The organism is Pseudoalteromonas sp. TB25 (assembly GCF_000497995.1).
GTDB lineage: Bacteria > Pseudomonadota > Gammaproteobacteria > Enterobacterales > Alteromonadaceae > Pseudoalteromonas > Pseudoalteromonas distincta.
The window spans coordinates 1-23,763 of the sequence record NZ_AUTI01000407.1 but is presented as its reverse complement, the minus strand read 5'-3'; the positions used below and the strand labels follow the sequence as shown (position 1 = coordinate 23,763).

The 23,763-nt window shown below is 39.2% G+C and carries 24 protein-coding genes and 2 pseudogenes (1 of these 26 only partly in view); 10 read left to right on the top strand and 16 right to left on the bottom strand.

Annotation, left to right across the window (positions count from 1 at the left end; genetic code table 11):
- From L652_RS01000000124110 to tkt, 4 genes and pseudogenes are all read right to left on the bottom strand, one after another.
- A pseudogene (locus tag L652_RS01000000124110) lies at positions 1 to 13 on the bottom strand (divalent metal cation transporter); it reaches 1,162 nt to the left of the window's first position.
- Positions 14 to 215: 202 nt separating this feature from the next.
- Complete coding sequence (gene raiA / locus L652_RS0118445) at positions 216 to 572, bottom strand: ribosome-associated translation inhibitor RaiA (RefSeq protein ID WP_007376058.1); 357 nt, start codon at positions 570 to 572, stop codon at positions 216 to 218.
- A 188-nt stretch (positions 573 to 760) separates the two neighbouring features.
- Positions 761 to 1,075 carry a pyrimidine/purine nucleoside phosphorylase gene (locus L652_RS0118440; protein WP_002958974.1) on the bottom strand — a complete coding sequence of 105 codons (315 nt, stop codon included), beginning with the start codon at positions 1,073 to 1,075 and terminating at the stop codon, positions 761 to 763.
- A 184-nt stretch (positions 1,076 to 1,259) separates the two neighbouring features.
- Positions 1,260 to 3,251: a transketolase gene (gene tkt, locus L652_RS0118435; RefSeq protein ID WP_024603595.1), complete on the bottom strand. Its 1,992-nt coding sequence runs from the start codon at positions 3,249 to 3,251 to the stop codon at positions 1,260 to 1,262.
- 304 nt (positions 3,252 to 3,555) lie between these two features.
- Between tkt and metK the strand changes: the two genes are divergently transcribed.
- The 5 genes from metK (at position 3,556) to serA (ending at position 7,992) form a co-directional block, all read left to right on the top strand.
- Positions 3,556 to 4,707, top strand: coding sequence for a methionine adenosyltransferase (gene metK, locus L652_RS0118430; RefSeq protein WP_002958976.1), 1,152 nt, complete (start codon positions 3,556 to 3,558; stop codon positions 4,705 to 4,707).
- A 175-nt stretch (positions 4,708 to 4,882) separates the two neighbouring features.
- Positions 4,883 to 5,431 carry a hypothetical protein gene (locus tag L652_RS0118425; RefSeq protein ID WP_024595234.1) on the top strand — a complete coding sequence of 183 codons (549 nt, stop codon included), beginning with the start codon at positions 4,883 to 4,885 and terminating at the stop codon, positions 5,429 to 5,431.
- An 18-nt stretch (positions 5,432 to 5,449) separates the two neighbouring features.
- Entirely contained in the window at positions 5,450 to 6,046 is a 597-nt protein-coding gene (locus tag L652_RS0118420) for a 5-formyltetrahydrofolate cyclo-ligase (protein ID WP_024595233.1), read from the top strand.
- Between the two features lie 53 nt (positions 6,047 to 6,099).
- Positions 6,100 to 6,753, top strand: a complete 654-nt coding sequence (rpiA, locus tag L652_RS0118415; RefSeq protein ID WP_002958979.1) for a ribose-5-phosphate isomerase RpiA — start codon at positions 6,100 to 6,102, stop codon at positions 6,751 to 6,753.
- Between the two features lie 9 nt (positions 6,754 to 6,762).
- Positions 6,763 to 7,992, top strand: coding sequence for a phosphoglycerate dehydrogenase (serA, locus tag L652_RS0118410; protein ID WP_024595232.1), 1,230 nt, complete (start codon positions 6,763 to 6,765; stop codon positions 7,990 to 7,992).
- Between the two features lie 52 nt (positions 7,993 to 8,044).
- Here the strand turns inward: serA and panP are convergent, their stop codons facing one another.
- Positions 8,045 to 9,670: a pyridoxal-dependent aspartate 1-decarboxylase PanP gene (panP, locus tag L652_RS0118405; protein ID WP_024595231.1), complete on the bottom strand. Its 1,626-nt coding sequence runs from the start codon at positions 9,668 to 9,670 to the stop codon at positions 8,045 to 8,047.
- A 532-nt stretch (positions 9,671 to 10,202) separates the two neighbouring features.
- Between panP and L652_RS01000000124105 the strand changes: the two are divergent.
- Positions 10,203 to 12,087 (top strand): annotated as a pseudogene (locus tag L652_RS01000000124105) (GGDEF domain-containing protein).
- Positions 12,088 to 12,353: 266 nt separating this feature from the next.
- Here the strand turns inward: L652_RS01000000124105 and L652_RS0118395 are convergent.
- From L652_RS0118395 to folB, 8 genes are all read right to left on the bottom strand, one after another.
- Positions 12,354 to 13,031: an SAM-dependent methyltransferase gene (locus L652_RS0118395; protein ID WP_024603594.1), complete on the bottom strand. Its 678-nt coding sequence runs from the start codon at positions 13,029 to 13,031 to the stop codon at positions 12,354 to 12,356.
- Positions 13,031 to 13,798, bottom strand: a complete 768-nt coding sequence (locus tag L652_RS0118390) for an ABC transporter permease (protein ID WP_002961025.1) — start codon at positions 13,796 to 13,798, stop codon at positions 13,031 to 13,033. Before L652_RS0118390 ends, L652_RS0118395 begins: the two co-directional genes overlap by 1 nt.
- Entirely contained in the window at positions 13,799 to 14,728 is a 930-nt protein-coding gene (locus L652_RS0118385) for an ABC transporter ATP-binding protein (RefSeq protein ID WP_024595485.1), read from the bottom strand.
- Positions 14,728 to 15,348 carry a flavin prenyltransferase UbiX gene (locus L652_RS0118380; RefSeq protein ID WP_002961027.1) on the bottom strand — a complete coding sequence of 207 codons (621 nt, stop codon included), beginning with the start codon at positions 15,346 to 15,348 and terminating at the stop codon, positions 14,728 to 14,730. The genes L652_RS0118385 and L652_RS0118380 overlap by 1 nt, the downstream gene beginning before the upstream one ends.
- Before the next feature lies 1 nt (position 15,349).
- Positions 15,350 to 16,705, bottom strand: coding sequence for a UDP-N-acetylmuramate:L-alanyl-gamma-D-glutamyl-meso-diaminopimelate ligase (gene mpl, locus L652_RS0118375; RefSeq protein WP_024595486.1), 1,356 nt, complete (start codon positions 16,703 to 16,705; stop codon positions 15,350 to 15,352).
- 175 nt (positions 16,706 to 16,880) lie between these two features.
- A complete protein-coding gene (locus L652_RS0118370) occupies positions 16,881 to 17,681 on the bottom strand; it encodes an undecaprenyl-diphosphate phosphatase (protein WP_024595487.1) in 801 nt (266 codons plus the stop codon).
- Positions 17,678 to 18,166 carry a 2-amino-4-hydroxy-6-hydroxymethyldihydropteridine diphosphokinase gene (gene folK, locus L652_RS0118365; RefSeq protein WP_024595488.1) on the bottom strand — a complete coding sequence of 163 codons (489 nt, stop codon included), beginning with the start codon at positions 18,164 to 18,166 and terminating at the stop codon, positions 17,678 to 17,680. The genes L652_RS0118370 and folK overlap by 4 nt, the downstream gene beginning before the upstream one ends.
- Entirely contained in the window at positions 18,167 to 18,526 is a 360-nt protein-coding gene (gene folB, locus L652_RS0118360) for a dihydroneopterin aldolase (RefSeq protein ID WP_024595489.1), read from the bottom strand.
- Positions 18,527 to 18,756: 230 nt separating this feature from the next.
- On the opposite strand from folB, the gene plsY reads away from it, so the two are divergent.
- Positions 18,757 to 19,368, top strand: coding sequence for a glycerol-3-phosphate 1-O-acyltransferase PlsY (gene plsY, locus L652_RS0118355; RefSeq protein ID WP_002961038.1), 612 nt, complete (start codon positions 18,757 to 18,759; stop codon positions 19,366 to 19,368).
- Positions 19,369 to 19,379: 11 nt separating this feature from the next.
- Here plsY and tsaD read toward each other — a convergent pair whose 3' ends face one another.
- From tsaD to L652_RS0118340, 3 genes are read right to left on the bottom strand one after another with little or no spacing between them, the layout of a single operon-like run.
- The gene (gene tsaD / locus L652_RS0118350; protein WP_024595490.1) at positions 19,380 to 20,393 is read right to left on the bottom strand and encodes a tRNA (adenosine(37)-N6)-threonylcarbamoyltransferase complex transferase subunit TsaD; all 1,014 of its coding nucleotides are present in this window, start codon (positions 20,391 to 20,393) and stop codon (positions 19,380 to 19,382) included.
- 38 nt (positions 20,394 to 20,431) lie between these two features.
- The gene (locus L652_RS0118345; RefSeq protein ID WP_002961040.1) at positions 20,432 to 21,022 is read right to left on the bottom strand and encodes a YjaG family protein; all 591 of its coding nucleotides are present in this window, start codon (positions 21,020 to 21,022) and stop codon (positions 20,432 to 20,434) included.
- Entirely contained in the window at positions 21,015 to 21,368 is a 354-nt protein-coding gene (locus tag L652_RS0118340) for a DUF2007 domain-containing protein (RefSeq protein ID WP_002961041.1), read from the bottom strand. Before L652_RS0118340 ends, L652_RS0118345 begins: the two co-directional genes overlap by 8 nt.
- A gap of 75 nt (positions 21,369 to 21,443) precedes the next feature.
- On the opposite strand from L652_RS0118340, the gene L652_RS0118335 reads away from it, so the two are divergent.
- From L652_RS0118335 to L652_RS0118325, 3 genes are all read left to right on the top strand, one after another.
- Positions 21,444 to 21,866 carry a DUF2721 domain-containing protein gene (locus tag L652_RS0118335; protein WP_002961042.1) on the top strand — a complete coding sequence of 141 codons (423 nt, stop codon included), beginning with the start codon at positions 21,444 to 21,446 and terminating at the stop codon, positions 21,864 to 21,866.
- 377 nt (positions 21,867 to 22,243) lie between these two features.
- The gene (locus tag L652_RS0118330; RefSeq protein ID WP_024595491.1) at positions 22,244 to 23,128 is read left to right on the top strand and encodes a LysR family transcriptional regulator; all 885 of its coding nucleotides are present in this window, start codon (positions 22,244 to 22,246) and stop codon (positions 23,126 to 23,128) included.
- Between the two features lie 91 nt (positions 23,129 to 23,219).
- The coding region (locus L652_RS0118325) for a 2OG-Fe(II) oxygenase (protein WP_024595492.1) at positions 23,220 to 23,763 on the top strand (544 nt) is incomplete at its 3' end.

Genomic DNA, 23,763 nt, shown 5'->3' with positions numbered 1-23,763 from the left:
CGGCTGTTGCCATGAGTATTCCAGGCCCAAGCGCACCTAGTCGAGACTTCCATACTGCTTTTGTTGTGTGCATTAATTTCTCAAAATATGTGTGTTGTGTGTTCTTTTTATTAATTTTTTTAATTAATAAACTGCAAGAACGCATAACTTACCTAAATTACAGGCAATAAAAAAGAGCCATACGGCTCTTTTTTACAATACTTTGGAACTAAATTTTATTTAAGATCCATCTCTTGGATGATCTCGTGTGCGATTTCAGGTGTAGTGCTAACAGGCTTTTCGTGTAAGTTTGCTTTTATCTGCCCTTTTCGATGTTTTAGTGCCGCATCGAGTTTTTTAGCTGCGCTTGCAATGGCTGGGTACATAACTTCGTTTTCCCCTTTTACCGATATGCGCGTGCCTTCGTAATTAGTGCTAATTTCAGCTTGGATTTTATGATGCTCTTTAGACAAAATAATATCGAGTGCAATAAGCGATGGAAAGTGGCTCTCGATTTTTGAAAATTTTTCGTTGATGTGCTCTCTAATAGAGTCAGTAACTTCAACATGGTGACCAGAAAGATTAATTTTCATAGGGTATCCTTTTATTTGTTACCTCATAAATAGTATTGGGGGCTATTTAGATTAACACAAGGAAAAAAGAGAGATATTTGAGGTTTATTTGCGGTTTTTGGTGATTTAAATCATGCGTTGTGCAAAGTTTATGCAAAGCCCATAGTGCATGGGCTTTCAGACGTCTACTTAACTTAAACTAAGATTGGTTAATCTGTGTACGAACAACAGTAGTCAGCAAAATCAGATACTTTTACTTTAAAGCTTACATTTGCATCAACATTAAACGATTCACCCGCGTTAAATGTTTTCCACTCACTTGCACCTGGTAATAAAATATCCCATTGGCCAGCTAAAAGCTCCATGCACTCTTTTTGGTTTGTATCAAAAACAAACTCACCAGGTTGCATAAAGCCTAACGTTTTCGCTTCGCCATCACCTAAAATAACGGTACGGCTCGACACTTTTCCGTCAAAATATACATTGGCTTTTTTTACTACACTTACGTTATCGAACTTTGGCATTTTTAGCTCCTGCTATTAATTTAAGATTTTTATTTATAAATTTTATCGCACTACCTTGCCTGATAGCTTACTTTCTTGCAAGGAAAGCTGCATTGATCAAGGTGAAGTTGCTTCATGTAAGGGCATAAAAAAACCCGCAACATGTGCGGGTTTTTCAATTACTTACTTTATTTAATCAAAGCGATTAAAAAAGCTCGTTTGCTTTGCTTACAATGTTTGCCACTGTAAAACCAAAGTGCTCAAACAGCTCACCAGCAGGTGCTGACTCACCAAAGGTAGTCATACCTACTACTGCGCCATTTAGACCTACGTACTTGTACCAGTAGTCAGCAATACCTGCTTCTACTGCTACGCGGCGTGAAACAGATGCCGGTAATACGCTTTCTTTGTACTCTGCGCTTTGATCTTCAAAGGCATCAGTACATGGCATAGAAACAACACGTACCTTTTTACCTTGGCTGCGTAGCTCAGTTGCTGAATCTTGTGCTAGTTGCACTTCAGAACCCGTTGCAATGAAAATAATCTCAGGGTTGCCGTCACAGCTAAGGATGTAACCACCCTTTTTAACGTCTGCTAATTGCTGTGCGTCACGCGCTTGTTGCTCAAGACCTTGGCGAGTAAAGATTAGCGATGTAGGGCCGTCTTTACGCTCAATAGCTTGTTGCCATGCAATTGCCGACTCAACTTGGTCACATGGGCGCCAGTTGTATAAGTTAGGCGTTAAACGCATGCTTGCAATTTGCTCTACTGGTTGGTGAGTTGGACCATCTTCACCTAAACCGATTGAATCGTGCGTGTATACAAAAATGCTTGGTTGCTTCATTAATGCAGCCATACGTACGGCATTTTTTGCATATTCAACAAACATTAAGAACGTAGCACCGTAAGGAATAAAGCCTTTATGAAGGGCAATACCATTCATAATTGCCGACATACCAAACTCACGTACACCGTAGTAAATGTAGTTACCGCTTGCATCGTCGTGTGTTAAACCTTTAGAGCCATCCCAAATTGTTAAGTTTGAGCCTGCTAAATCGGCTGAGCCACCCATAAATTCTGGTAATAACGGACCAAATGCGTTTAATGCATTTTGCGATGCTTTACGAGACGCTGGGTTTGCAGGGTTTGCTTGTAATTGCTCAATGTACGCTTGAGATTTTTCAGCCCAATCGCCAGGCAGTTCGTTATTAATACGACGCTTATATTCAGCTGCAAGCTCTGGGTATGCTTTTGCGTATGCTGCAAATTTTTCGTCCCAGCTTGATTCAAGCTGTTGACCTTTTTCTTTGCTATCCCATTGTGCGTAAATATCATCAGGAATTTCGAACGCATCGCCAGTCCAACCTAAGAATTCGCGAGACGCTTTTATTTCGTCATCACCTAGTGGTGCACCGTGACAATCGTGGCTACCAGATTTATTAGGTGAGCCGTAACCAATAATTGTTTTACAACAAATTAGTGATGGTTTATCGGTAACACTTTTAGCTTCTGCAATTGCAGCACTTATAGCATCGCTGTCGTGGCCATCAACACCACTAATTACATGCCAACCGTATGCTTTAAAGCGAGCTGGCGTGTCATCTGTAAACCAACCTTCTACTTCACCATCGATTGAAATGCCGTTGTCATCCCAAAATGCAACAAGTTTACCCAGACCTAATGTGCCTGCAAGTGAACCAGCTTCATGAGAAATACCTTCCATAAGGCAGCCATCGCCCATAAATGCATAGGTAAAGTGATCAACAATATCGTGACCTTCACGGTTAAACTGCGCAGCTAGCGCTTTTTCAGCAATTGCCATACCTACGGCATTTGTGATCCCTTGACCTAATGGACCCGTAGTAGTTTCGATTCCTGGTGCATAGCCATATTCAGGGTGACCTGGTGTTTTAGAATGCATTTGACGGAAGTTTTTAATTTCGTCCAGTGGTAAGTCGTAACCACTTAGATGCAATAGAGAATAGATAAGCATTGAACCGTGGCCGTTTGAAAGAATAAATCTGTCACGGTCAGCCCACTCTGGATTTGTTGGGTTGTGTTTTAGATAATCGCGCCATAATACTTCTGCGATATCAGCCATGCCCATAGGGGCTCCAGGGTGACCAGATTTGGCCTTTTGTACTGCGTCCATTGACAAGACGCGAATAGCATTTGCAAGTTCTTTGCGAGATGGCATGAATTCTCCTACCTTTATGTGTATTTGCGCGGGTATTTATGTGTTTGTTTATGCACCCAAGTAACTTGGGTTTGTTTATATCGACCATTCTTACTTATTGTGGGGGCTGTGTGCAATTAAAAACCCTATAAAAGTGAGGCATTATGAATATTTTTTAAGACCAAAAAGTTATTAGTAATTTTATTTAGACGTCTAGGCGTAAAAACACTATGCAAGGTGTTTTGTTTTCGATAAAATACGCCCCTTAATTTTTTAGCGCTAATACCGACGTTTGTGAAGCGCAATATTTGTGAGCAGAAATACAATGGCAAAACATTTATTTACTTCTGAATCAGTTTCTGAAGGTCATCCGGATAAAATCGCCGATCAAATCTCTGATGCGGTACTTGATGCTATCCTAGAGCAAGACTCTCATGCCCGTGTTGCGTGCGAAACTTACGTAAAAACAGGTATGGTTATGGTTGGTGGTGAAATCACTACTAGCGCATGGGTTGATATTGAAGAAATTACACGTAAAACAGTACGTGAAATTGGCTACACGCATTCAGACATGGGTTTCGATGCAGATTCATGTGCAATTTTAAACACTATTGGTAAACAGTCTCCTGACATTAACCAAGGTGTTGACCGTACTAGCCCAGAAGAACAAGGTGCTGGCGACCAAGGTCTTATGTTTGGTTACGCATGTAACGAAACAGAAGTACTAATGCCTGCGCCAATTACTTACTCACACCGTTTAGTACAGCGCCAAGCGCAAGTACGTAAAAGCGGCGAGCTTAACTGGTTACGTCCAGATGCAAAATCTCAAGTTACTTTTGCATACGAAAATGGTAAGCCAGTAGGTATTGATGCAGTAGTACTATCTACTCAGCACAGCGAAGACATTTCGCAAAAAGATTTAGTAGAAGCGGTGATGGAGACTATCATCAAGCCGGTACTTCCTGCAGAGCTTATTACAAGCGCGACTAAATTTTTCATTAACCCAACGGGTCGCTTTGTAATTGGCGGACCAATGGGCGATTGCGGTTTAACAGGTCGTAAAATCATCGTTGATACATACGGTGGTATGGCTCGTCACGGTGGTGGTGCTTTCTCTGGTAAAGATCCATCAAAAGTTGACCGCTCAGCTGCATACGCTGCACGTTACGTTGCTAAAAACGTAGTTGCGGCTGGCCTTGCTGATAAATGTGAATTACAAGTTTCTTACGCAATCGGTGTTGCAGAGCCTACATCTATCAGCGTTGAAACGTTTGGTACAAGCAAGTTAGAAGAAAGCCGTTTAATCGAGCTTATTCGTGAACACTTTGACCTGCGCCCTTACGGCTTAATTCAAATGCTTGATTTAGAGCGCCCTATCTACCTTCCTACAGCGGCTTACGGCCACTTTGGTCGTGACGAATTCCCTTGGGAACGTACAGATAAAGCTGATGCACTTCGTGCAGCTGCTGGCCTTTAAGCTAAAAGTGTTGAAGTAAATTAAAAACGGCCCTTAATAGGGCCGTTTTTGTATCTAAAACTTATCAGTTACATTGTTTGTAGTACGTCTACAAAATAACTATAAAATCAACCTCGAATTCTTTTGTACTTTAGGTATATACTCATTTCATTATAAAAGCTTTAGGGATAGTTAAATGGCCGATAACTTTCGCGTTATATTTGCAGGACTTGCCGATAACGTTGACATAAAAACAGCGTGCGCAAACTTAGCTGCAAAATTAAAAACGTCAGATGAAAAAGTAGCTCTTTTTTTTAAAGGTAAGCCGCTGTTTGCGCCAAGCGATAAAGACAAAGCGTTAAAACAGACTAAGTTATTAGCAAGCCTAGGTATTAAAAGTAAGCTGCAAGCTGTTTCAAATGCGATTCAAAATAGCTCCCCCGCAGCTGCAAATAACAACCAACGTGATGAACGTATTTTTGATGCACTTGATTACATCACTAGCAGCTTAATACGCCTTGAAGAAAAGCTAGATGAGCTAGAGCAACGCCTTCCTGAAGCTCAATTAAATACACCAGACGAAAGTGTAGACGAATGGCAAAATGACGACCTAATGCTAGATGAGGATTTAGCTACTCCTAAAAAACGCAGTAACTTACTTTTATATTCATTGATTGCAACTGCCACCATTTTGCTAGTCGTACTGGCTGTTTTTTTAATTTTTCCCGATTTATTCTCTTTTTAAAAATGGCTAATTAGTTTAATGAGCAATAAACGCGCACAAATAAGAGCTGAAATTCGTAACACCCGTAAAAACTTGTCAAATAATCAGCAAATAATTGCTGCGCAATCGCTAAAAATGAATTTTATTCAACACTTAAAAAGCGAAAATACAACGAATTCAAAGCATATTGCCATTTATTTAAGTAACGACGGAGAACTAGACACTTCATTGTTAATTAAAGAATTATGGAACTTAAACCATGCTGTTTATCTACCTATAATACACCCATTCAATGGCGCTAATTTACTATTTCAGCGCTATGAGAAAAACTCACCCATGAGGGCAAATCGCTATGGTATCTTGGAGCCTAAGCTGAACTGCTCTCAAATATGCCCATTACCAGCGCTTGATTACCTCCTTATGCCATTAGTGGCATTTGATAAACAAGGTAATCGCCTAGGAATGGGAGGTGGGTTTTACGACCGGACATTGGCGCGTTTACACGAACAAAATTGGCAAAAACCACAACTAATTGGCCTTGCACATGAATGCCAAAAAGCTGATGCTCTACCAATCGAGTCATGGGACGTACCACTTGAAACCATTATCACCCCAGATAAAACATACTGTTGGTAACATTTAATTTTGGTTACTAACCGCATATTTCTGACATACATGAGCACAAAGCAATGACACAAGACGAATTAAAAAAAGCAGCTGCTTGGGCAGCACTCGAGTTTGTAAAAGAAAACACTATTGTAGGTGTCGGTACAGGCTCTACTGTTAATCACTTTATTGATGCCCTTGGCTCAGTAAAGGACACTATTGTAGGCGCTGTATCAAGCTCAGAAGCGTCAACTGCACGTTTGGAAGCGTTAGGTATTGAAGTGTTTGAACTTAATAACGTTGATGCTTTAGATGTATACGTTGACGGCGCTGACGAAATAAACGCTCAAAACGAAATGATTAAAGGCGGCGGCGCAGCGCTAACACGTGAAAAAATAGTAGCAGCAGTTGCAAAACAGTTTGTGTGTATTGTTGATGACACAAAGCTGGTAGATACATTGGGCGACTTCCCGCTTCCGGTAGAAGTTATTCCAATGGCGCGCAGCTACGTTGCACGAGAATTATTAAAACTTGGTGGTGACCCTGTTTATCGCCAAGGCGTAGTTACCGATAATGGTAACGTTATATTAGATGTATTTAACTTAAAAATTACCAATGCCAAACAACTTGAAACACAAATCAATTCAATTGTTGGCGTAGTTACCAACGGCCTATTTGCGATGCGAGGTGCTGATAAAGTGATTATCGGTACCAAAAATGGGCCACAAATTAAATAGGATGAGGTTATGAGTAAGGTATCGTTAGCAAAAGACAAAATTAAAATTCTCTTGCTTGAAGGTGTTCACCAAAGCGCTGTTGAAACGCTAAAACGTAACGGTTACAGCAATATCGACTACGTTAAAACATCCTTACCTGAGGACGAGCTTAAAGAGCGCATTAAAGATGTTCACTTTGTAGGACTTCGTTCTCGTACTCATATTAACCAAGCTGTATTAGACTCAGCTGAAAAGCTAGTTGCTATTGGTTGTTTTTGTATTGGTACAAACCAAGTTGATTTAGATGCAGCACGCGAACGTGGTATTGCTGTATTTAACGCTCCATTTTCTAATACTCGTTCAGTTGCTGAACTTGTACTTGGCGAAATTCTACTTTTATTACGTGGTATTCCAGAGCGTAATGCAGCGGCTCATCGTGGTGGCTGGTTAAAAACAGCAAATGGTTCGTTTGAAGCACGTGGTAAAACATTAGGTATTATTGGCTACGGTCACATTGGTACTCAGCTAGGTATTATGGCTGAAAATATCGGTATGAACGTGGAGTTTTACGATATCGAAGATAAGTTATCACTGGGCAATGCAACACAAGTTCATAACCTTACTCAGCTGTTACAACGCTCTGATATTATTAGCTTACATGTACCAGAAACACCGCAAACTAAAAACCTTATTGGTACAGCAGAACTTGCAGTTATGAAGCAGGGGTCTATTTTGATCAATGCATCACGCGGAACTGTTGTTGATATTGATGCTCTTGCAGAAGCGCTTACAGAGAAAAAACTAAGTGGTGCAGCAATCGATGTGTTCCCTACTGAGCCAAAATCTAACGATGAAGAATTTGTATCGCCACTGCGCCAATTCGACAATGTTATTTTAACGCCGCACATTGGTGGTTCTACACAAGAAGCGCAAGAAAACATTGGTATTGAAGTAGCGGGTAAATTGGCTAAATATTCAGATAATGGCTCAACTATTACTGCGGTTAACTTCCCTGAAGTATCGCTACCTGAGCTTGCTAATCGTAGTCGTTTATTACACGTACACCACAACCGCCCAGGTGTACTAACGCAAATTAACCAAGCGTTTGCACAGCACGGTATTAATATTGCTGCGCAATACCTACAAACAGACGCATCTATTGGTTATGTAGTTATTGATGTTGATACAGATCAATCTGAAGTAGCACTTAAAGAACTGAGCGCTGTTGAGGGTACAATTAGAGCACGTATTTTACATTAACCATTCTTTGATATTAAAAAAGGGTCCTTATGGACCCTTTTTTGTATTTAGATTACATATACTTTCTCAAGTATTTTTTGAATACCGGATCTGTTGCAGCCAACTCTTTTTGCTCAGCTAATATCTCTTTTAAAATAGCGCCTGAGGTAAGCGGGTTAGCAAGAACCACTCTAAATACAACCGTTGGTTGATTGTCGTATTTAGAAGGCGTTAAGCGTGTACGTGATACAAATGAGCGACCAGACTCGCGTTGACGCTTTTGCATACTGGCAGTAAAACGGTTCAGTGAAGCAAAAATATCTAACCGAGTTGCAGCATCTGCATCGGCTATTGCTTGTTTAATTTGCTTAGGTACATAACGATACGTTAATAAGCACAACTCAGGCTCCGAAATAAGCTCAAAGTCTTCATCAGCCTTAATTAAATCAGCAAAGTAATGTGCTTTTTTGATGCTTCGATCAATCAGCATTTCGTAACCTTTACGACCAATAACACGTAAGCAAGCATGTACTAACATTGCCATACCAGGTCGGCTGCCTTCAAGCGTGTGGCTACCTAAGTCTTTTGAACCTTTACGTAATATGTACTCAGCGTGATGTTCTATTGCATCAGTTGCAGCGGGGTCTTTAAATAAAACTAAACCCGCTCCCATTGGTACATACATTTGTTTATGTGCATCGATGGTAATTGAATCTGCTCGCTCAATCCCTTTTAGTAAAGGACGGTGCGTACTCGATAAAAGGGTCGCTCCCCCCCATGCTGCATCTACATGAAAATGGCAGTTAATGTCTTGTGCTAAGTCGGCCATTTCATCAAGTGGGTCAATATTACCGGTCTCGGTTGTTCCCGCGACCCCAATAATCGCCATTACTTTAATGCCTTGCGCTTCAAGCTCACGTGCTTTTTCACGCATCGCTCCTACATCAACTTTATTATTTTCACAGGTTTTAATACCAATTAAGTTATCGCGACCAATGCCGAGTAAATCAACCGATTTACCTAATGAGTAATGTCCGCGTTCTGATATTAATACTGCTAAACCTTTATAACCGTAATGCAGCATACCAGCAATTAAGCCTTGTGCACCTATGCCTCTAAAATCGCCATCAGGTTTTAATAAGCGGTTTCGCGCAATCCAAAGCGCAGTAATATTAGCAACCGTACCACCAGAGCAAAATGCACCTAATGAGGTTTTAGCACTGTGCATCCATTTAGAATAAAATGAGTCTTCTTGCCCATAAGCTAAATGATGCATCATCCCAAGCACTTGACGCTCAAGAGGCGTAAACGCTTTAGATGTTTCTATTTTTACTAGATTTTGATTTAGCCCTACCATCAATTTTGACAGCGGTAATAAAAAGTGCGGCAAGGCAGAGGTCATGTGACCAATAAAACTAGGCGCAGCTGTATGCACAGAATGTGCAACAAGTTGCTCCATTATGTCTTGGGCATAAGCAGAGACAAACGTTGGATCTTCTGGGATCACTGCCGATTGAAAATCTTTTTCTATTTCATGTAATGGTTTTTCAATTGCCGCTATATTTTCGTTTAGAAAACCTGCTAAATTACTCGAAATTTCAAGCTCGATTTTGCTTAAAGTTGAGTCTGGCGCTTCAGGTACAGTAAATATACGCTTAAGGCTTTCTTTAGAGGCGACGGCACAACGCTTTTGATCCATCTTAATACCTAGTGTGTGTGTAGCTAAAACACGCGCTTACCCATCAAAAACGCCTACTTATTAGGACATTTGGAGCAATCGTGTTTCTTTAAAAATTGCGCTAACTTTACTGCAATATAACTAAAATGTCTCGTTTAAACCTATAAAAGCAATCAAAGCGATGACAAAAAAATGATAATTTAGGGTCTATTTATCTTTCAAGGTTAAATTTGCAGCAGCCTGTTTGGTATTTAGGCAAGGCAGCGCCTATGTAGTGTGGTTATTCCCCATAAATAGGCGATAACGTAGCATTAATGCCAAACAGGCGCTGCCCAAAGGGTTCTGCCTAGGGTCTATTTACTCTTTGTTGCTCGGTTTTTACTTAGACCACTAGGTTACAAATCTAGCGCCGCGATTAAATCGCCCCTAGTTTGAACAAATTATAATCCGCAAAGATAAACAAACCCTAATTAAAACTCTACCAAACCTAATTATTTATTGGGCATTTACTTATTTTGGGTATAATAAATTTGATAACAAAAAAGGGACACATATGCCAGAAGGAAGAGTCAAAGTTAGTTGGATAGTGGCAGGCTTTAGCTTGTTTTTAATAAGCTTGCTAACCTACGTTTACTACACTTACCAAACCACGCGTGCTGAAATAATGCAGTCGGTTGATAATCGCTTACTTAATGCCGCCACCAGCGTTAAACATATTTTAGGTGACGATTATTTAAGTGCGGTTAATCAAGGCGATAATATAAGTTTTTCTTACTATCAAGATAAAAGTAAACAACTCTCTGAGTTTGCTCAAGCACTTGATATTGCTTATGTCTATTCAATGATTTTAAAAGACGGTAAGGTGCTTTTTAGCTCATCAAGCTACACGCAAGACGATCAGAATAATGGCAAGGTAACTCAATTTTTAGATCTCTACCCTGAAGCTACCGATGCAAATATAAGTGCTTTTTATTCAACAGAGCCAGTATTTGAAATATCGAGCGATCAGTGGGGCCACTTTAAAACAATTTTTATTCCTTACGTTGACCCAATCAACGGCAATACCTATTTAACGGGTGCCGATATAACTATTTATGATTTAAACGAGAAACTTAAAGAAAGCGTATCAAAAGCAGCTGCAATGGCTAGCTTCTTCTTTTTTATCGCGATACTCNCTCGTTGCCGCCATATATATTTATTTACTAAAACGGTCTTTAGCAACTGACTCAAGTACTGGTTTTTCAAATCATATTGCACTTGAGTACTTTATTAAAAAAAGTAATGCTCATCACATGCAATTAGCCGTTATTTGGGTTAATGAAATAGAAGATATAAACAGTTTTTATGGCACTGAAGTGGGTGACAAGGTAATGAAAAACTTACTTATTCACTTTAAACTTAGAAGCTCTACGCATTGCCATATATACAGACTAGCAACAAATAAAATAGTATTACTCGCGCCTAAGGAAATGAGTAATGACGAATTTACCGACCTCGTAAAAACATATAACTTTAATACACCGGTATTAACTGACCCTTTTATCTACATAACCCTATGTGCAGGTATTGCCAGTGGTAATAAATCGCTACTACTTGAAAACGCTCATATAGCAGCGCTGCAAGCTAAACAAGGCAGGCATAGTGTAGTTAACTACTCAAAAGCGCTACACGATGTAAAAACGCAATATCAATACAATGTAGAAATGGCTAAAGAAGTGCGAGAAGCGTTTGATAACAATCGTATAGTGCCTTACTTTCAACCCATTATTGACACAAATACCAATAAGGTCGTTCAATACGAATGTTTAGCTCGAATGGTAACAGCACAAGGGGAAGTATTGAAACCTGATGCATTTTTAAATGTTGTTACCCGCTCAAGAATGGACGGAATACTTACCCGTACTATATTTTCACAATGTGTTAGTCGCTTTAGAAAAACCGATATTTGCTGGAGTTTAAATATAACAGCACAAGATATGCTCGACCCTAATTTAAGTGAGTTTATTGCGGACGAACTTAAGCGCTACCCGCATCCTGGTAATATCACATTAGAGCTTTTAGAAACCCAAGCTATTGCCAACTTCTCTGAAGTAAAAGCATTTATTGGAATGGTTAAAACAAAAGGCGTTAAGGTTATTATTGATGACTTTGGTAGTGGTTATTCAAATATATCAAACGTACTTAAGCTTGAAGTAGATGGTATTAAATTAGATGGCGCACTAATAAAGCAAATAGTGAATGACAAAGATATCTACTTGTTTATTGAGCATATAGCCAGCTTTGCTAATCAACTTGGTTTACAATTAATGGCAGAATCGGTAGAAAATACAACCATAGTAACCGCACTTAAAAAGGCGAATGTGACACTAATGCAAGGCAACTATTTTGCCCACCCAGTGCCACATGTTAATACGGTTACAGAAGAATTAGCACTTTGACTTACTTTAACCAGGGCGTGTTGATCTTTGTGGATTGAAATTTGTTCAATCTAGGGGCGATTAAATCGCGGCGCGAGGTTTGTAACCTAGTGGGCTAAGTAAAAACTGAGCAACAAAGAGTTAATCGTCCCTAGAAAGAACCCAAAGGGCAGCACATGTTTGGTCTTTATGCTGCGTTATCGCCTATTTATGGGGAATAACCACACTACATAGGCTCCGCCTTGCCTAAAAACCAAACATGCTGCTGCAAAATCAATCACGAAAGGTCAACACGCCCTAGGTAAGTTTATAACGAGTCGGTGGCTTTGCTGGCCACTGGCCCAGTATTTACGCTCAAAAGGCGTAATTGCATCGTCTGACTCATAAAGTGTTACATCGCAAGGGTTGCCTGTTAATTCAAGCGCCCGAGCAAACTCCTTAACGTAAATATCCCAATTGCTGCGCACTTCTAATTTTCCACCTAACTTAACGATAAATGGAAAAATAGCTGCGCCATGCCAGCGCCTACGAATATGCTTAGATTTAGGCCACGGGTTTGGATACAACAAATAATGGTGCGTAGGTTGCCAATTGGCGGCTACCGCTAAACGCCAAAAGTCATTTAAATCTGCTTGCACTAAGATGTACTGACCACTGTCGGTTTGCTTATATTCAACATCATGCTTATCTAATCGGTGCGAAGATTTATCAATTCCAACTATAAGTGCATCAGGGTGGCGCTTAGCTAAGTTAGCTGAGCTTTCACCCACGCCACAACACGAGTCCAAAATAAGCGGGCCACTAAAGGCTTGTACTTTAGCATTAACCTCGTCAAATGCAGTTTGCGTATGCGCTGCTATTGGCTTTTTAAATTCAGCATCTAAGTGCTTATTTACTATTTCATCAAGCTTTTCGTGAATACCCGCTTGATTAGATACAATACTACGTGAATTTGCATCACTCATTAGTGTCTTAGCCCCACACCTTTTTTAATTAAAGTTAGCGCTAAAGTAAATAACACCGTAATAAACACCAAAATAACACCTAGCGCTACACTTAAATCAACATCCGACACACCTAAAAAGCCATAGCGAAATGCATTTACCATGTAAATAATAGGATTTATTTGCGATACGTTTTGCCAAAATTCTGGCAATAACGTTATTGAATAAAATACACCGCCTAAGTAAGTTAATGGCGTTAGTATAAAGGTGGGAATAATGCTTATATCGTCAAAGCTATTTGCGTAAATTGCATTAATTAAACCACCTAAAGCAAACACAGCTGAGGTTAAAATAACGGTCGCCATAATTACAAAAATATTATGAATTTGAATATCAACAAATAACAACGATACACAAGTAACTATAAAGCCCACCATAATACCGCGCGTCATACCGCCGCCCATATAACCCAGTACAATGATGTAATTAGGCACAGGTGCAACTAAAAGCTCTTCAATGCTTTTTTGAAATTTTGTTGAATAAAAACTAGAGGCTACGTTGGAATAGGAATTAGTAATAACCGACATCATTATAAGGCCAGGTACAATAAACTCCATATAACTAAAGCCGCCCATATCACCAATACGTGAACCAATTAAGTTACCAAAAATAACAAAATATAAGCTCATCGTAATTGCTGGCGGCACTAAGGTTTGCACCCAGATACGTAAAAAACGAATACACTCTTTAATCCATAAACTCTTTAAGGCTACGCCATATTTAAACATTTATTCGCCCCGCCCTTGCTCTAATAATCCTACAAATAACTCTTCTAGTCTGTTTGCTTTATTTCGCATACTCAATACTGTATTTCCTTGGGTTGTTAATGCGCTAAATACCGCATTTAAGCCCTGTGATTTAGCGACTTCTACTTCAACAGTATGATCGTCCGTCATCGTGAACTTATAACCTTCAAGCGTGACAGGGTTTGCTGGCATTTTTAAATCTAAAATAAAGGTTTCTTTATCAAGTTTTGCAAGCAGTGCTTTAATGGTGGTGTTTTCAACAATTCGACCAGAATCAATAATCGCTATGTTTTTACACAGTAACTCAGCTTCTTCAAGGTAGTGTGTGGTCAAAATAATAGTAACGCCTTGCTCATTTATTTGGCGTAAAAAATCCCACATTGAACGACGAAGCTCTATGTCTACACCCGCTGTTGGCTCATCAAGTATAAGTAATTTTGGCTCGTGCATAAGGGCGCGTGCAATCATTAAACGGCGTTTCATTCCGCCTGAAAGCGTACGAGCTTGCTTGTCTTTTTTCTCTAATAAACCCAGCTGTGCTAGGTATTTATCAGCACGTTTATGGGCTTCACCACGTGGCACACCATAATAACCGGCTTGGTTAACCAGTATTTGGCTAAGCGTTTCAAACTGGCTAAAATTAAATTCTTGCGGCACTAAGCCTAAATGCGCTTTTGCAGCTTCTAAATCAGTATCAATATCACAGCCAAATACTTCTACTTTGCCTTTTGTTTTATTAACAAGTGACGAAATAACACCAATAGTAGTTGATTTACCGGCTCCATTTGGACCAAGCAAAGCGAAAAAATCGCCCTCTTCAACTTGTAAATCAACGCCTTTAATAGCCTCAACACCATTTTTATAAACCTTGGTAAGGCCTTCTATATTTAAAGCAATATTTTGCTTATTCATTACTTACCCTCACCATAACCCCAACGTTTTGTTAGGTTATGCTCAATATTTAAATGATCTAAAATTCTCGCCACCATAAAATCAACTAAGTCTTCGATACTTTGTGGCTTATGATAAAAACCAGGTGCGGCTGGCATAATTGTTACCCCTAAACGAGATAACTTAAGCATGTTTTCTAAATGAATTTCGTTAAATGGTGTTTCGCGAGGCACTAAAATGAGCTGTCCGCGTTCTTTAATTACCACATCAGCGGCGCGCTCTAATAAATTATCAGACGCCCCCACTGCAATTGCAGAAACCGACCCGGCACTACATGGGCATACTACCATTTTTTTAGGAGCAGCAGAGCCCGAAGCTACTGGGCTAAACCAGTTATCTTTACCGTATACTTTTAGCTGTTCAGGTTTGGCATTAAACAGCGTACTTAACTGCTCTGTGGCTTTATCTTCATTACCAGAGAGCTTAATATTTGATTCTGTATCAAGCACCACGCGTGCTGCACTTGAAATGAGAACGTAGACCTGAAATTGCTGCTCTAGTAATACTTCAAGTAACCTAAGCCCATAAGGCGCACCCGATGCACCACTAAAAGCGAGCGTAATTCTATCTTTAAATTGCACACTATTCTCCGCTGTATTTATCAGCTAAGCCATCAACAAGGTGTTGATGAAGGCCATTAAAACCGCCATTGCTCATAATTAAAATATGTTGATTAGGCTCAATATTTTCAAGCACTGTATCAATAATTGTTTGTGTGCTGTTAAAGCACTGCATGCCTGCTTTATCTGCTTGCTCTTTTAGCGACCAATTTAGATTCTCTGGTTCAAAAAGGAGTACGTTGTCAGCATCACGTAATGAATCTAATAATGTATATTGGTGCACGCCCATTTTCATGGTGTTTGAGCGCGGCTCTAAAATAGCGATAATTTTTTCATCGCCTACTTTTGCGCGCAATCCTGCAAGCGTAGTTTTAATTGCTGTTGGGTGATGCGCAAAGTCGTCATACACTTTAATATTATTTATATCCGCCTTTAGCTCCATACGCCTTTTAGGGCTAATAAACTCTCCTAACGCATCAATACTATGATCAATGGCTATACCCACATGGCGCGCTGCTGCGATAGTCATAATCGCATTTTTAACGTTATGCTCGCCTATTGCTTGCCAACAGACAGTGCCCTGCTTTTCGCCATTAAGTAATACATTAAACTCACTTCCATCGGCTTTTATTAATTCATAGCTCCAATCATCGCCTAGCGTTTCGCTTTCGCTCCAAAGCCCTTGTGCTATTACATCATTAAGCGCTACGTCTTGCTTTGGCCAAATTACCTTGCCGCTTTGAGGTAATGTACGCATTAAGTGATGGAATTGTTTTTTTATTGCGTTTAAATCTTCAAAAATATCAGCGTGATCGAATTCAAGATTATTTAAGATAAGTGTACGCGGGAGGTAATGCACAAACTTACTGCGCTTATCAAAAAAAGCAGTGTCGTATTCATCGGCTTCAATAACAAAAAATGGCGTTCCACCCACTTTTGCCGATACACCAAAATTTTGCACTATGCCGCCAATTAAAAACCCTGGTTTCAAACCTGCGTACTCTAACACCCACGCAAGCATACTTGCTGTGGTTGTTTTACCATGCGTACCAGCAACCGCAAGCACCCAAGAATCTTGCAGTAAGTTATGCTTAAGCCACTCAGGGCCTGAAGTATAAGGCAGGCCTTTATCAAGCACATATTCAACACATGGGTTACCCCGGCTCATTGCATTACCAATAACGACCATATCTGGCTTTGGCTCTAACTGAGATACCGCGTAGCCTTGAGTCAGTTCAATGCCAAGCTCTTCAAGTTGCGTACTCATTGGTGGGTATACGTTCTGATCAGAACCCGTTACTTTATGACCTAATGACTTAGCAATGGCTGCAATGCCACCCATAAACGTGCCACAAATGCCCAAAATATGTATATGCATATACTTTCCTTAAATCGTATGCTCACTTTACAGCTATGCAAAGTTTAATGGCGCTATAATGCCAAAATTCGTGCTTAGTTACCATTGCGAGTAAGCACTTCACTCGTGCCAAAATGACCACTTGATAATAAAAAAGCCTTCTTAATTAGAAGGCTTTTTTATTAGTCATTATTTGCTACATCATTAAAAATACTATCAAACCTATACCGAGCAATAAACGATATATCACAAATGGCAACATGCCCATTCGCTCTATTACTTTTAAAAACATAAATATACATGCATAAGCCGATAAGAACGATAGCACCACACCTAGTAATAATGTATTCCAATCAACCACATGGTCACCCAAAGCAAGCTCTGCAGTATAATAAAGCCCCATCATAGAAATAATTGGAATTGCCAGTAAGAACGAAAAACGCGCTGCGCTTTGCTTATTCATTCCAAGCATTAAACCAGCAGTCATCGTGATACCTGAGCGAGAAGTTCCCGGGATCATTGCAACAGCTTGTGCAAATCCAATAATAAGTGCTGTTTTCCAATTAAGCTGATAAATAGTTTTAATTTGCTTACCTTTTGCATCCGCGTACCAAAGCAATAAACCAAACACAATTGTGGTAGTAGCAATTACCCAAGCGCTTCGTAGGTACAACTCTATAAAGTCTTTTAAAAGTAAGCCTAAAATAGCGGCAGGCACAGTGCCTAAAATTATCCACCAACCTAGCTTACTATCATCACTAGTACCCTGTGTTCCAAAGGATTTAAACCACGCACTGAGTATGTCGACGACCTCTTTACGAAAATAAATAACAACGGCAATTAAAGTACCAACATGGACTGCCACGTCAAACGCAAGCCCTTGATCTTCCCAGCCTAAAATTTGCGATGGGAGAATTAAGTGCGCAGAACTAGATATTGGTAAAAACTCAGTAAATCCCTGTATGAGGGCTAAAATAATTATTTCGATGATACTCATGGGTTAGAAAACTCCACCTTCCATAGCTTTTGTTGAGGGTTATTATATTCATTCCATAACTGCGCAATCGTTTGTTTAGCTACAGGATGATAGAAATCTGGGGCAACCTCGCTAAGAGGTTGTAATACAAATGCGTTTTTAGTTATTTCATCTCGTGGTAATTGCGCTGGGGAGTCGCAAATTACATCATCATAAAATAGTAAATCTAAATCGAGCGTTCGTGGACTAAATTTTTTATCGTTCGCTGTGCGTCCATTATCACGCTCTATTTGTTTTAATAAAGCGCATACATCAACAAGCGACATATCAGTTGTAGCGCCAACGACTGAATTATAAAAATTATTGCCAGCAAACCCAACTGCTTCACTTTCAAAAACAGACGAGTGTACAATATGTTCAAAGTGCTGCTTAAGTGCAATTAATGCACATTGTATATAATGCGCTTTATTTATATTTGACCCTAGGCTGATATAAATTTGAGCCATTTAACCAATTGCCTTAACACGTGTAATTTCAACACCTACAGTTTGCGCTTGTGCTACTGCTGCAGGTTTACTTACTCTTATAGTAACTTGTGGAGTATTAAACTCGCTTAAAATAATATGCGCTAATTGTTCAACTAAAGTTTCTAGCAACTCTACAGGTTTTAAAGTGCAGTGCTCAATAACTCGCTCACTTACTTTTGAGTAATCGAGTGCTAAATTAATATCGTCATTTTCAGCTGCAGGCTTAATATCGCTTAGCATTTCAATATCAAAATAAAGGCTCTGTTTACTTTCTTTTTCAAAGTCGTACACTCCAATAATAGTGTCGACGTGCAATTGAGATATAAAAACCTTATCCATTGATACTCCAAATAACAACAAACTACTAAGCAACTATACTAAGCATCAATAAAATTAATACTGTATATGGTTTAGCCAGTGTTTAAATATGTAAAAATAACTTCTACAATAGCAAAATAACTAAACTAGCTATTAAATAGCCTGTTAATAATTTTTACGATAAATTTTGCTGCCAATAATAGCCTAAAAGCACTATCAATTGGTATAGCAATTAAAAAATAAGGAAGCGCGTGTTAGCCACTATAATGTTTGTTTTAGCTTATTTACTTGGGTCGATTTCGTCGGCTATTTTAGTGTCGCGGTTGTTCAAACTCCCAGACCCTCGTAATAGTGGTTCTAATAACCCAGGAGCTACAAATGTTTATAGATTAGGCGGAGCATTTCCGGCTTGCTTGGTTCTAGTGTTTGATATTTTAAAAGGCACTATTCCGGTATGGGGGGCTTATTTTTTAGAAGTTGAACCTTTAGAGCTTGGTTTAGTCGCAGTAGCTGCTTGTTTAGGCCATATGTACCCACTGTTTTTTAGCTTCAAAGGCGGTAAAGCCGTAGCAACGGCATTTGGCTCATTATTACCTATTGGCTTATCATTGGCAGGTTTACTTGTGTGTACTTGGTTAGTTATAGTGGCAATAACACGCTATTCATCACTGGCGGCGCTTGTAGCTGTATCTTTAGCGCCCTTGTATACATGGCTAATAAAGCCACTTTATACTCTTCCCGTTACTTTTATCACGCTGTTAATTATATTTCGTCACCGTACTAATATTATTCGATTATTTAGTGGGGAAGAACCAAAAGTGGGTGCTAAAAAAGCACCCACCGATGAAAACAAAAATATCTAAAATATGAGTCATTAAATCGACTCAAGGCTATCTATAGGCCAACGAGGTTTTGTTTTCATATCAAGCGTGGCAAATTGCCCTGCTTTTAAACGTTGCATTCCGGCATAAGCAATCATTGCACCATTGTCGGTACAAAATTCAGTACGCGGATAAAACACTTCGCCTTTCATACCCTTCATTACGCGTTCAAGCTGCAGTCGAAGCTGTGTATTTGCACTCACACCACCGGCGATGACCAAACGCTTAATACCTGTTTGTTTAAGCGCACGCTTACACTTAATAACGAGCGTATCAATAACCGCCGTTTGAAATGCATGCGCTATATCAGCTTTGGTTTGATCGTCGTCGTCATTTTCACGAATCGTGATTGATGCCGCTGTTTTTAAACCACTAAAACTAAAATCAAGTCCTGGCTTGTCGGTCATAGGGCGAGGAAATACAAAACGCTTTGCTACGCCTTGTTCGGCCATTTTAGCTAAGCGTGGACCACCGGGGTAATCAAGACCAAGTAACTTAGCCGTTTTATCAAAGGCCTCGCCTGCGGCATCATCAACTGACTCACCTAGTACTTCGTATTGTCCAATACCTGCTACTTTAACCATCATGGTATGACCGCCCGATACAAGCAATGCAATAAACGGAAACTCAGGGGTATTTTCCTCAAGCATCGGAGCAAGCAAATGCCCTTCCATGTGATGTACTGCTACCGCAGGTATATCCCAGCCGTATGCTAATGAGCGACCAATAGACGTACCTACCAATAATGCACCAACTAGACCTGGGCCTGCAGTATAAGCAATACCGTCTAAATCTTCAGGGCCACAACCTGCTTGTGCAAATGCTGCATCTATAAGTGGTAATGTTTTACGAACATGATCGCGCGATGCAAGTTCCGGCACTACACCGCCGTAATCAGCGTGTACTTTTACTTGGCTGTATAATTGATGAGCTAACAAGCCTTTTTCGTCATCATATATTGCAATACCCGTTTCATCACATGACGATTCAATGCCTAAAATTCGCACTGTACTTCTCCTGCCTTTTAAATTCTACTTTGCTTCTTTTATAACGTAAGACCAATATTTGTTTGGCCATCTTCAAGGGCAAACTTTTTAAGTGCCTTTACGCTATCAGAGGTAATACGCCCCATATTTTCTACAAAATCAATTAGCTCACCTAATACTTCAATTTCGTACTGCATTAATGGGTGCTCTCTCACTGCTGTGTTATCAGCAATCTCACCTTCAACCGTCATTTGATATTCAATAAAGCGAGCCACTGTTGCTTGAGATATTTTGCTCACACTAATGAACTCTTGCTCATCTTGCGCCACTAAACCGTGCATTAAGCTAAGTAAAGACGTTGCAGCATCAATAGCAGGATAAGTACCAAACATATCAAAATCAGCAAGTTCAGGAACATTTGGTTCTATTTTTTCAACTTGTTTTTCGAGATCTATTTTACTTTTAGGCAGTAAGATTTTTTCCCAACAAACATTAAGCGAATTACGTAATAAGGTTTCATCACCAAACCCCGTTGCTTCGCTAAATAAACCGTAATTTGGCAGCATTCGCTCTATTAAAGCACTTGCTAAGACGGCCTTTTGTAAATAGTTAAGCTCTCTAATACGCTGAAAATTATTTGCTTTAGTCATTCTTTAACGTCTCACACGACCAACAAAAATCAAATGTTGATCCATTATGCTCATTACAATTAGGGCATACCCAATCTGGAGCGGATTGTTTTACTTGTTGATAGTTTACCAATATTTGCCGCGCATGGCGCTCTTTTATCGCATAAACCTGCACACTAACTTGCGCCTGATCATATGGAATTTCTCCAAGCGCCCCTTGGAGCATCTCGCCTTTAATTTTACACTCTATTCCAGCAGTTTGTATTAAGCCTTTTACGATATTCGCTTCCAAGGTATTTTCAGCTTTATAAATTGTAACCCATTGAAAAGAGCTATCTGTTGAATTGTTATTATTAATATTTTGCAATATTCACCTCATTTATTTTGTGTTAACAATATCCTGCGCTAAATTATTAGCATGCTGTACTTTTAAGGAATAAACATGACACTAACAACCCCAGGCTTACTTTTTCCGGCCATATCGCTGCTATTACTCGCCTATACAAACCGATTTTTAGTTTTAGCGCAATTAATTAGGGAGCTAAATGCGCGTGAAGGTGAATCTATTCGGCCTGTTGTAGTGGCTCAAATCACTAACTTACGTAAACGTATTAAGCTAATTAGAACGATGCAAGTGTACGGGGTAGCCTCTTTTCTACTGTGTACACTATCAATGTTTGCATTATTTATTGAGTTTAATGCCACAGGAATTATTTTATTTGGCATTAGCTTAGCTTGCTTAAGTTTATCGTTATTAACGTCTTTATTTGAAATACATATTTCCTGTGATGCAATCGAGATAGAACTGCAAAGCATTGAAAATAAACCACTAAGTAGCCGAATAAATAGAAATTTTGTAAAATAGTTTATTATAAATAAAACACTCTATTATTTGTCACAATCATGTTGTATGAACGCCCCTTTTTGGGGCGTACTTTTTTATTAATTAGAACAATTTAATCCAAATATACTAACTAACTTACTGACTACAAATAAGTTTACTTAGCTAGCCCATTGCAAAAACATAGATAAAATACAATAAACAACTAGTTATGAATTTAAAAAGTAATACTATTTGGTCGCTTTTCTCTTTAATTAATACTAAAAGGGGGGTATCCTGCTGGAAACACGTATGAACTTGCAACCGTATTTCAATATAGAATTTTACTAAACTTTAGAATAAAAATTAATATATTTGATGTCCGTGGTATCTGCGACTTACTTATAAAAAGGGACTATAAAGTGAGATTTGAACAATTAGAGCAATTTGTAGCACTTGGTATATTACGTCATTTTAGACAAGCTGCTGAACAAACCCAAATTAGTACTTCAGCGCTAACGCGCGGCATTCAAACACTTGAAGATGAAATGGGATATGAGTTAGTAAAACGCTCAACACGCTCTGTTAAATTAACGCCAGAAGGCGAGCTTTTTCTAGAATATGCTAAAACGACCCTATCGGAACTTGAGCTAACGAAAAAGCGGATTTTTCAATCAGTAAACGGTAATGCCAATGAAAAGCTCGTTATTGGGTATACCAATAAGGCAAGCAGCATAGTACCTATTTCTTGTGGACAGTTTTTAGCTCAATACCCTCATATAAAAATTGAGATGCAGCTACAAGATCAGCAAGAGCTAACACGCAAACTCCAACAAGGTGAAATAGACATTAGCGTATACTCTCAAGCTATTAATAGTATTGGCAGTGACATTCACTTACCTGATCAGCTTGTGTTATTTGTTTCAAAAAACCACCCTCTTGCCCATAAAAACGATATAAGTAAACAAAACCTTGATAGCTACCCGATGTTTGGCTGTTTCTCTGAGTCTAAACAAGTACAAAATATGCTTAATGAAGCAATTGATTCTTTAAATAAATCATCAAGTATTAAAGTGGGCAGTATTGAGCAAGTAATGGCAGGTGTAGTTAAATCAGATCATTTTGCTATTGCAAGCATTGAACATGCTAATGCAATCGCAGAGAATTCTGAATTAGTACAACTTAAAACAAATAAAGGTTTAAACCACGAACAACTCGTTGTACAAACAAGCCAACAGACGTCGATTACTGAACATGTAGAGCATTTACTATCGCTTATAAAAAAAGCGGGTGCTGCATTTAGCTAATCTGATGTTTCAAAAAGTGCGGCACAATAAACAGTAGCTTTTAACAGCTTTTCGGCTACACTGTCGCACCTTTTTTAAACAGCTGATGTGAATGAACACACTTTTTGGTCCTGATGTCTATTTAGATGATATAGAACGCCAAGGATATACCGTAATTCATAACGCGCTTATTGCCGATTTAGTTAACGATTTAGTTGCAGACTGCCACCGTATAAACCCTCACTTTAGCCTTGCTGGTATTGGTCGATTAAATGACTTACAAATAGATAAAGCCGTACGTACTGATAAAACCTATTGGTTTGACGGTAGCTCTCAAGCACAGCTTACCTATCAAGCAATAATGCAAAGTATAAAGACCACGTTAAATCGCAGTTTTTTTATGGGGTTATTTGATTACGAATGCCATTATGCAAAATATACACAGGGTGATTTTTACAAAAAGCACTTAGATGCATTTAAAGGTCGCTCTAATCGAGTATTTACAACGGTACTTTATTTAAATACGCCTAAGCAAGGTGGCGAACTTGTTATTTATAAACCTAAAAGTAAAGAGATAGAAATAACAATTAAACCAACTGCTGGCACATTAGTAATGTTTGAAAGCGAACGCTTTGCCCACGAAGTACTTCCCGCCG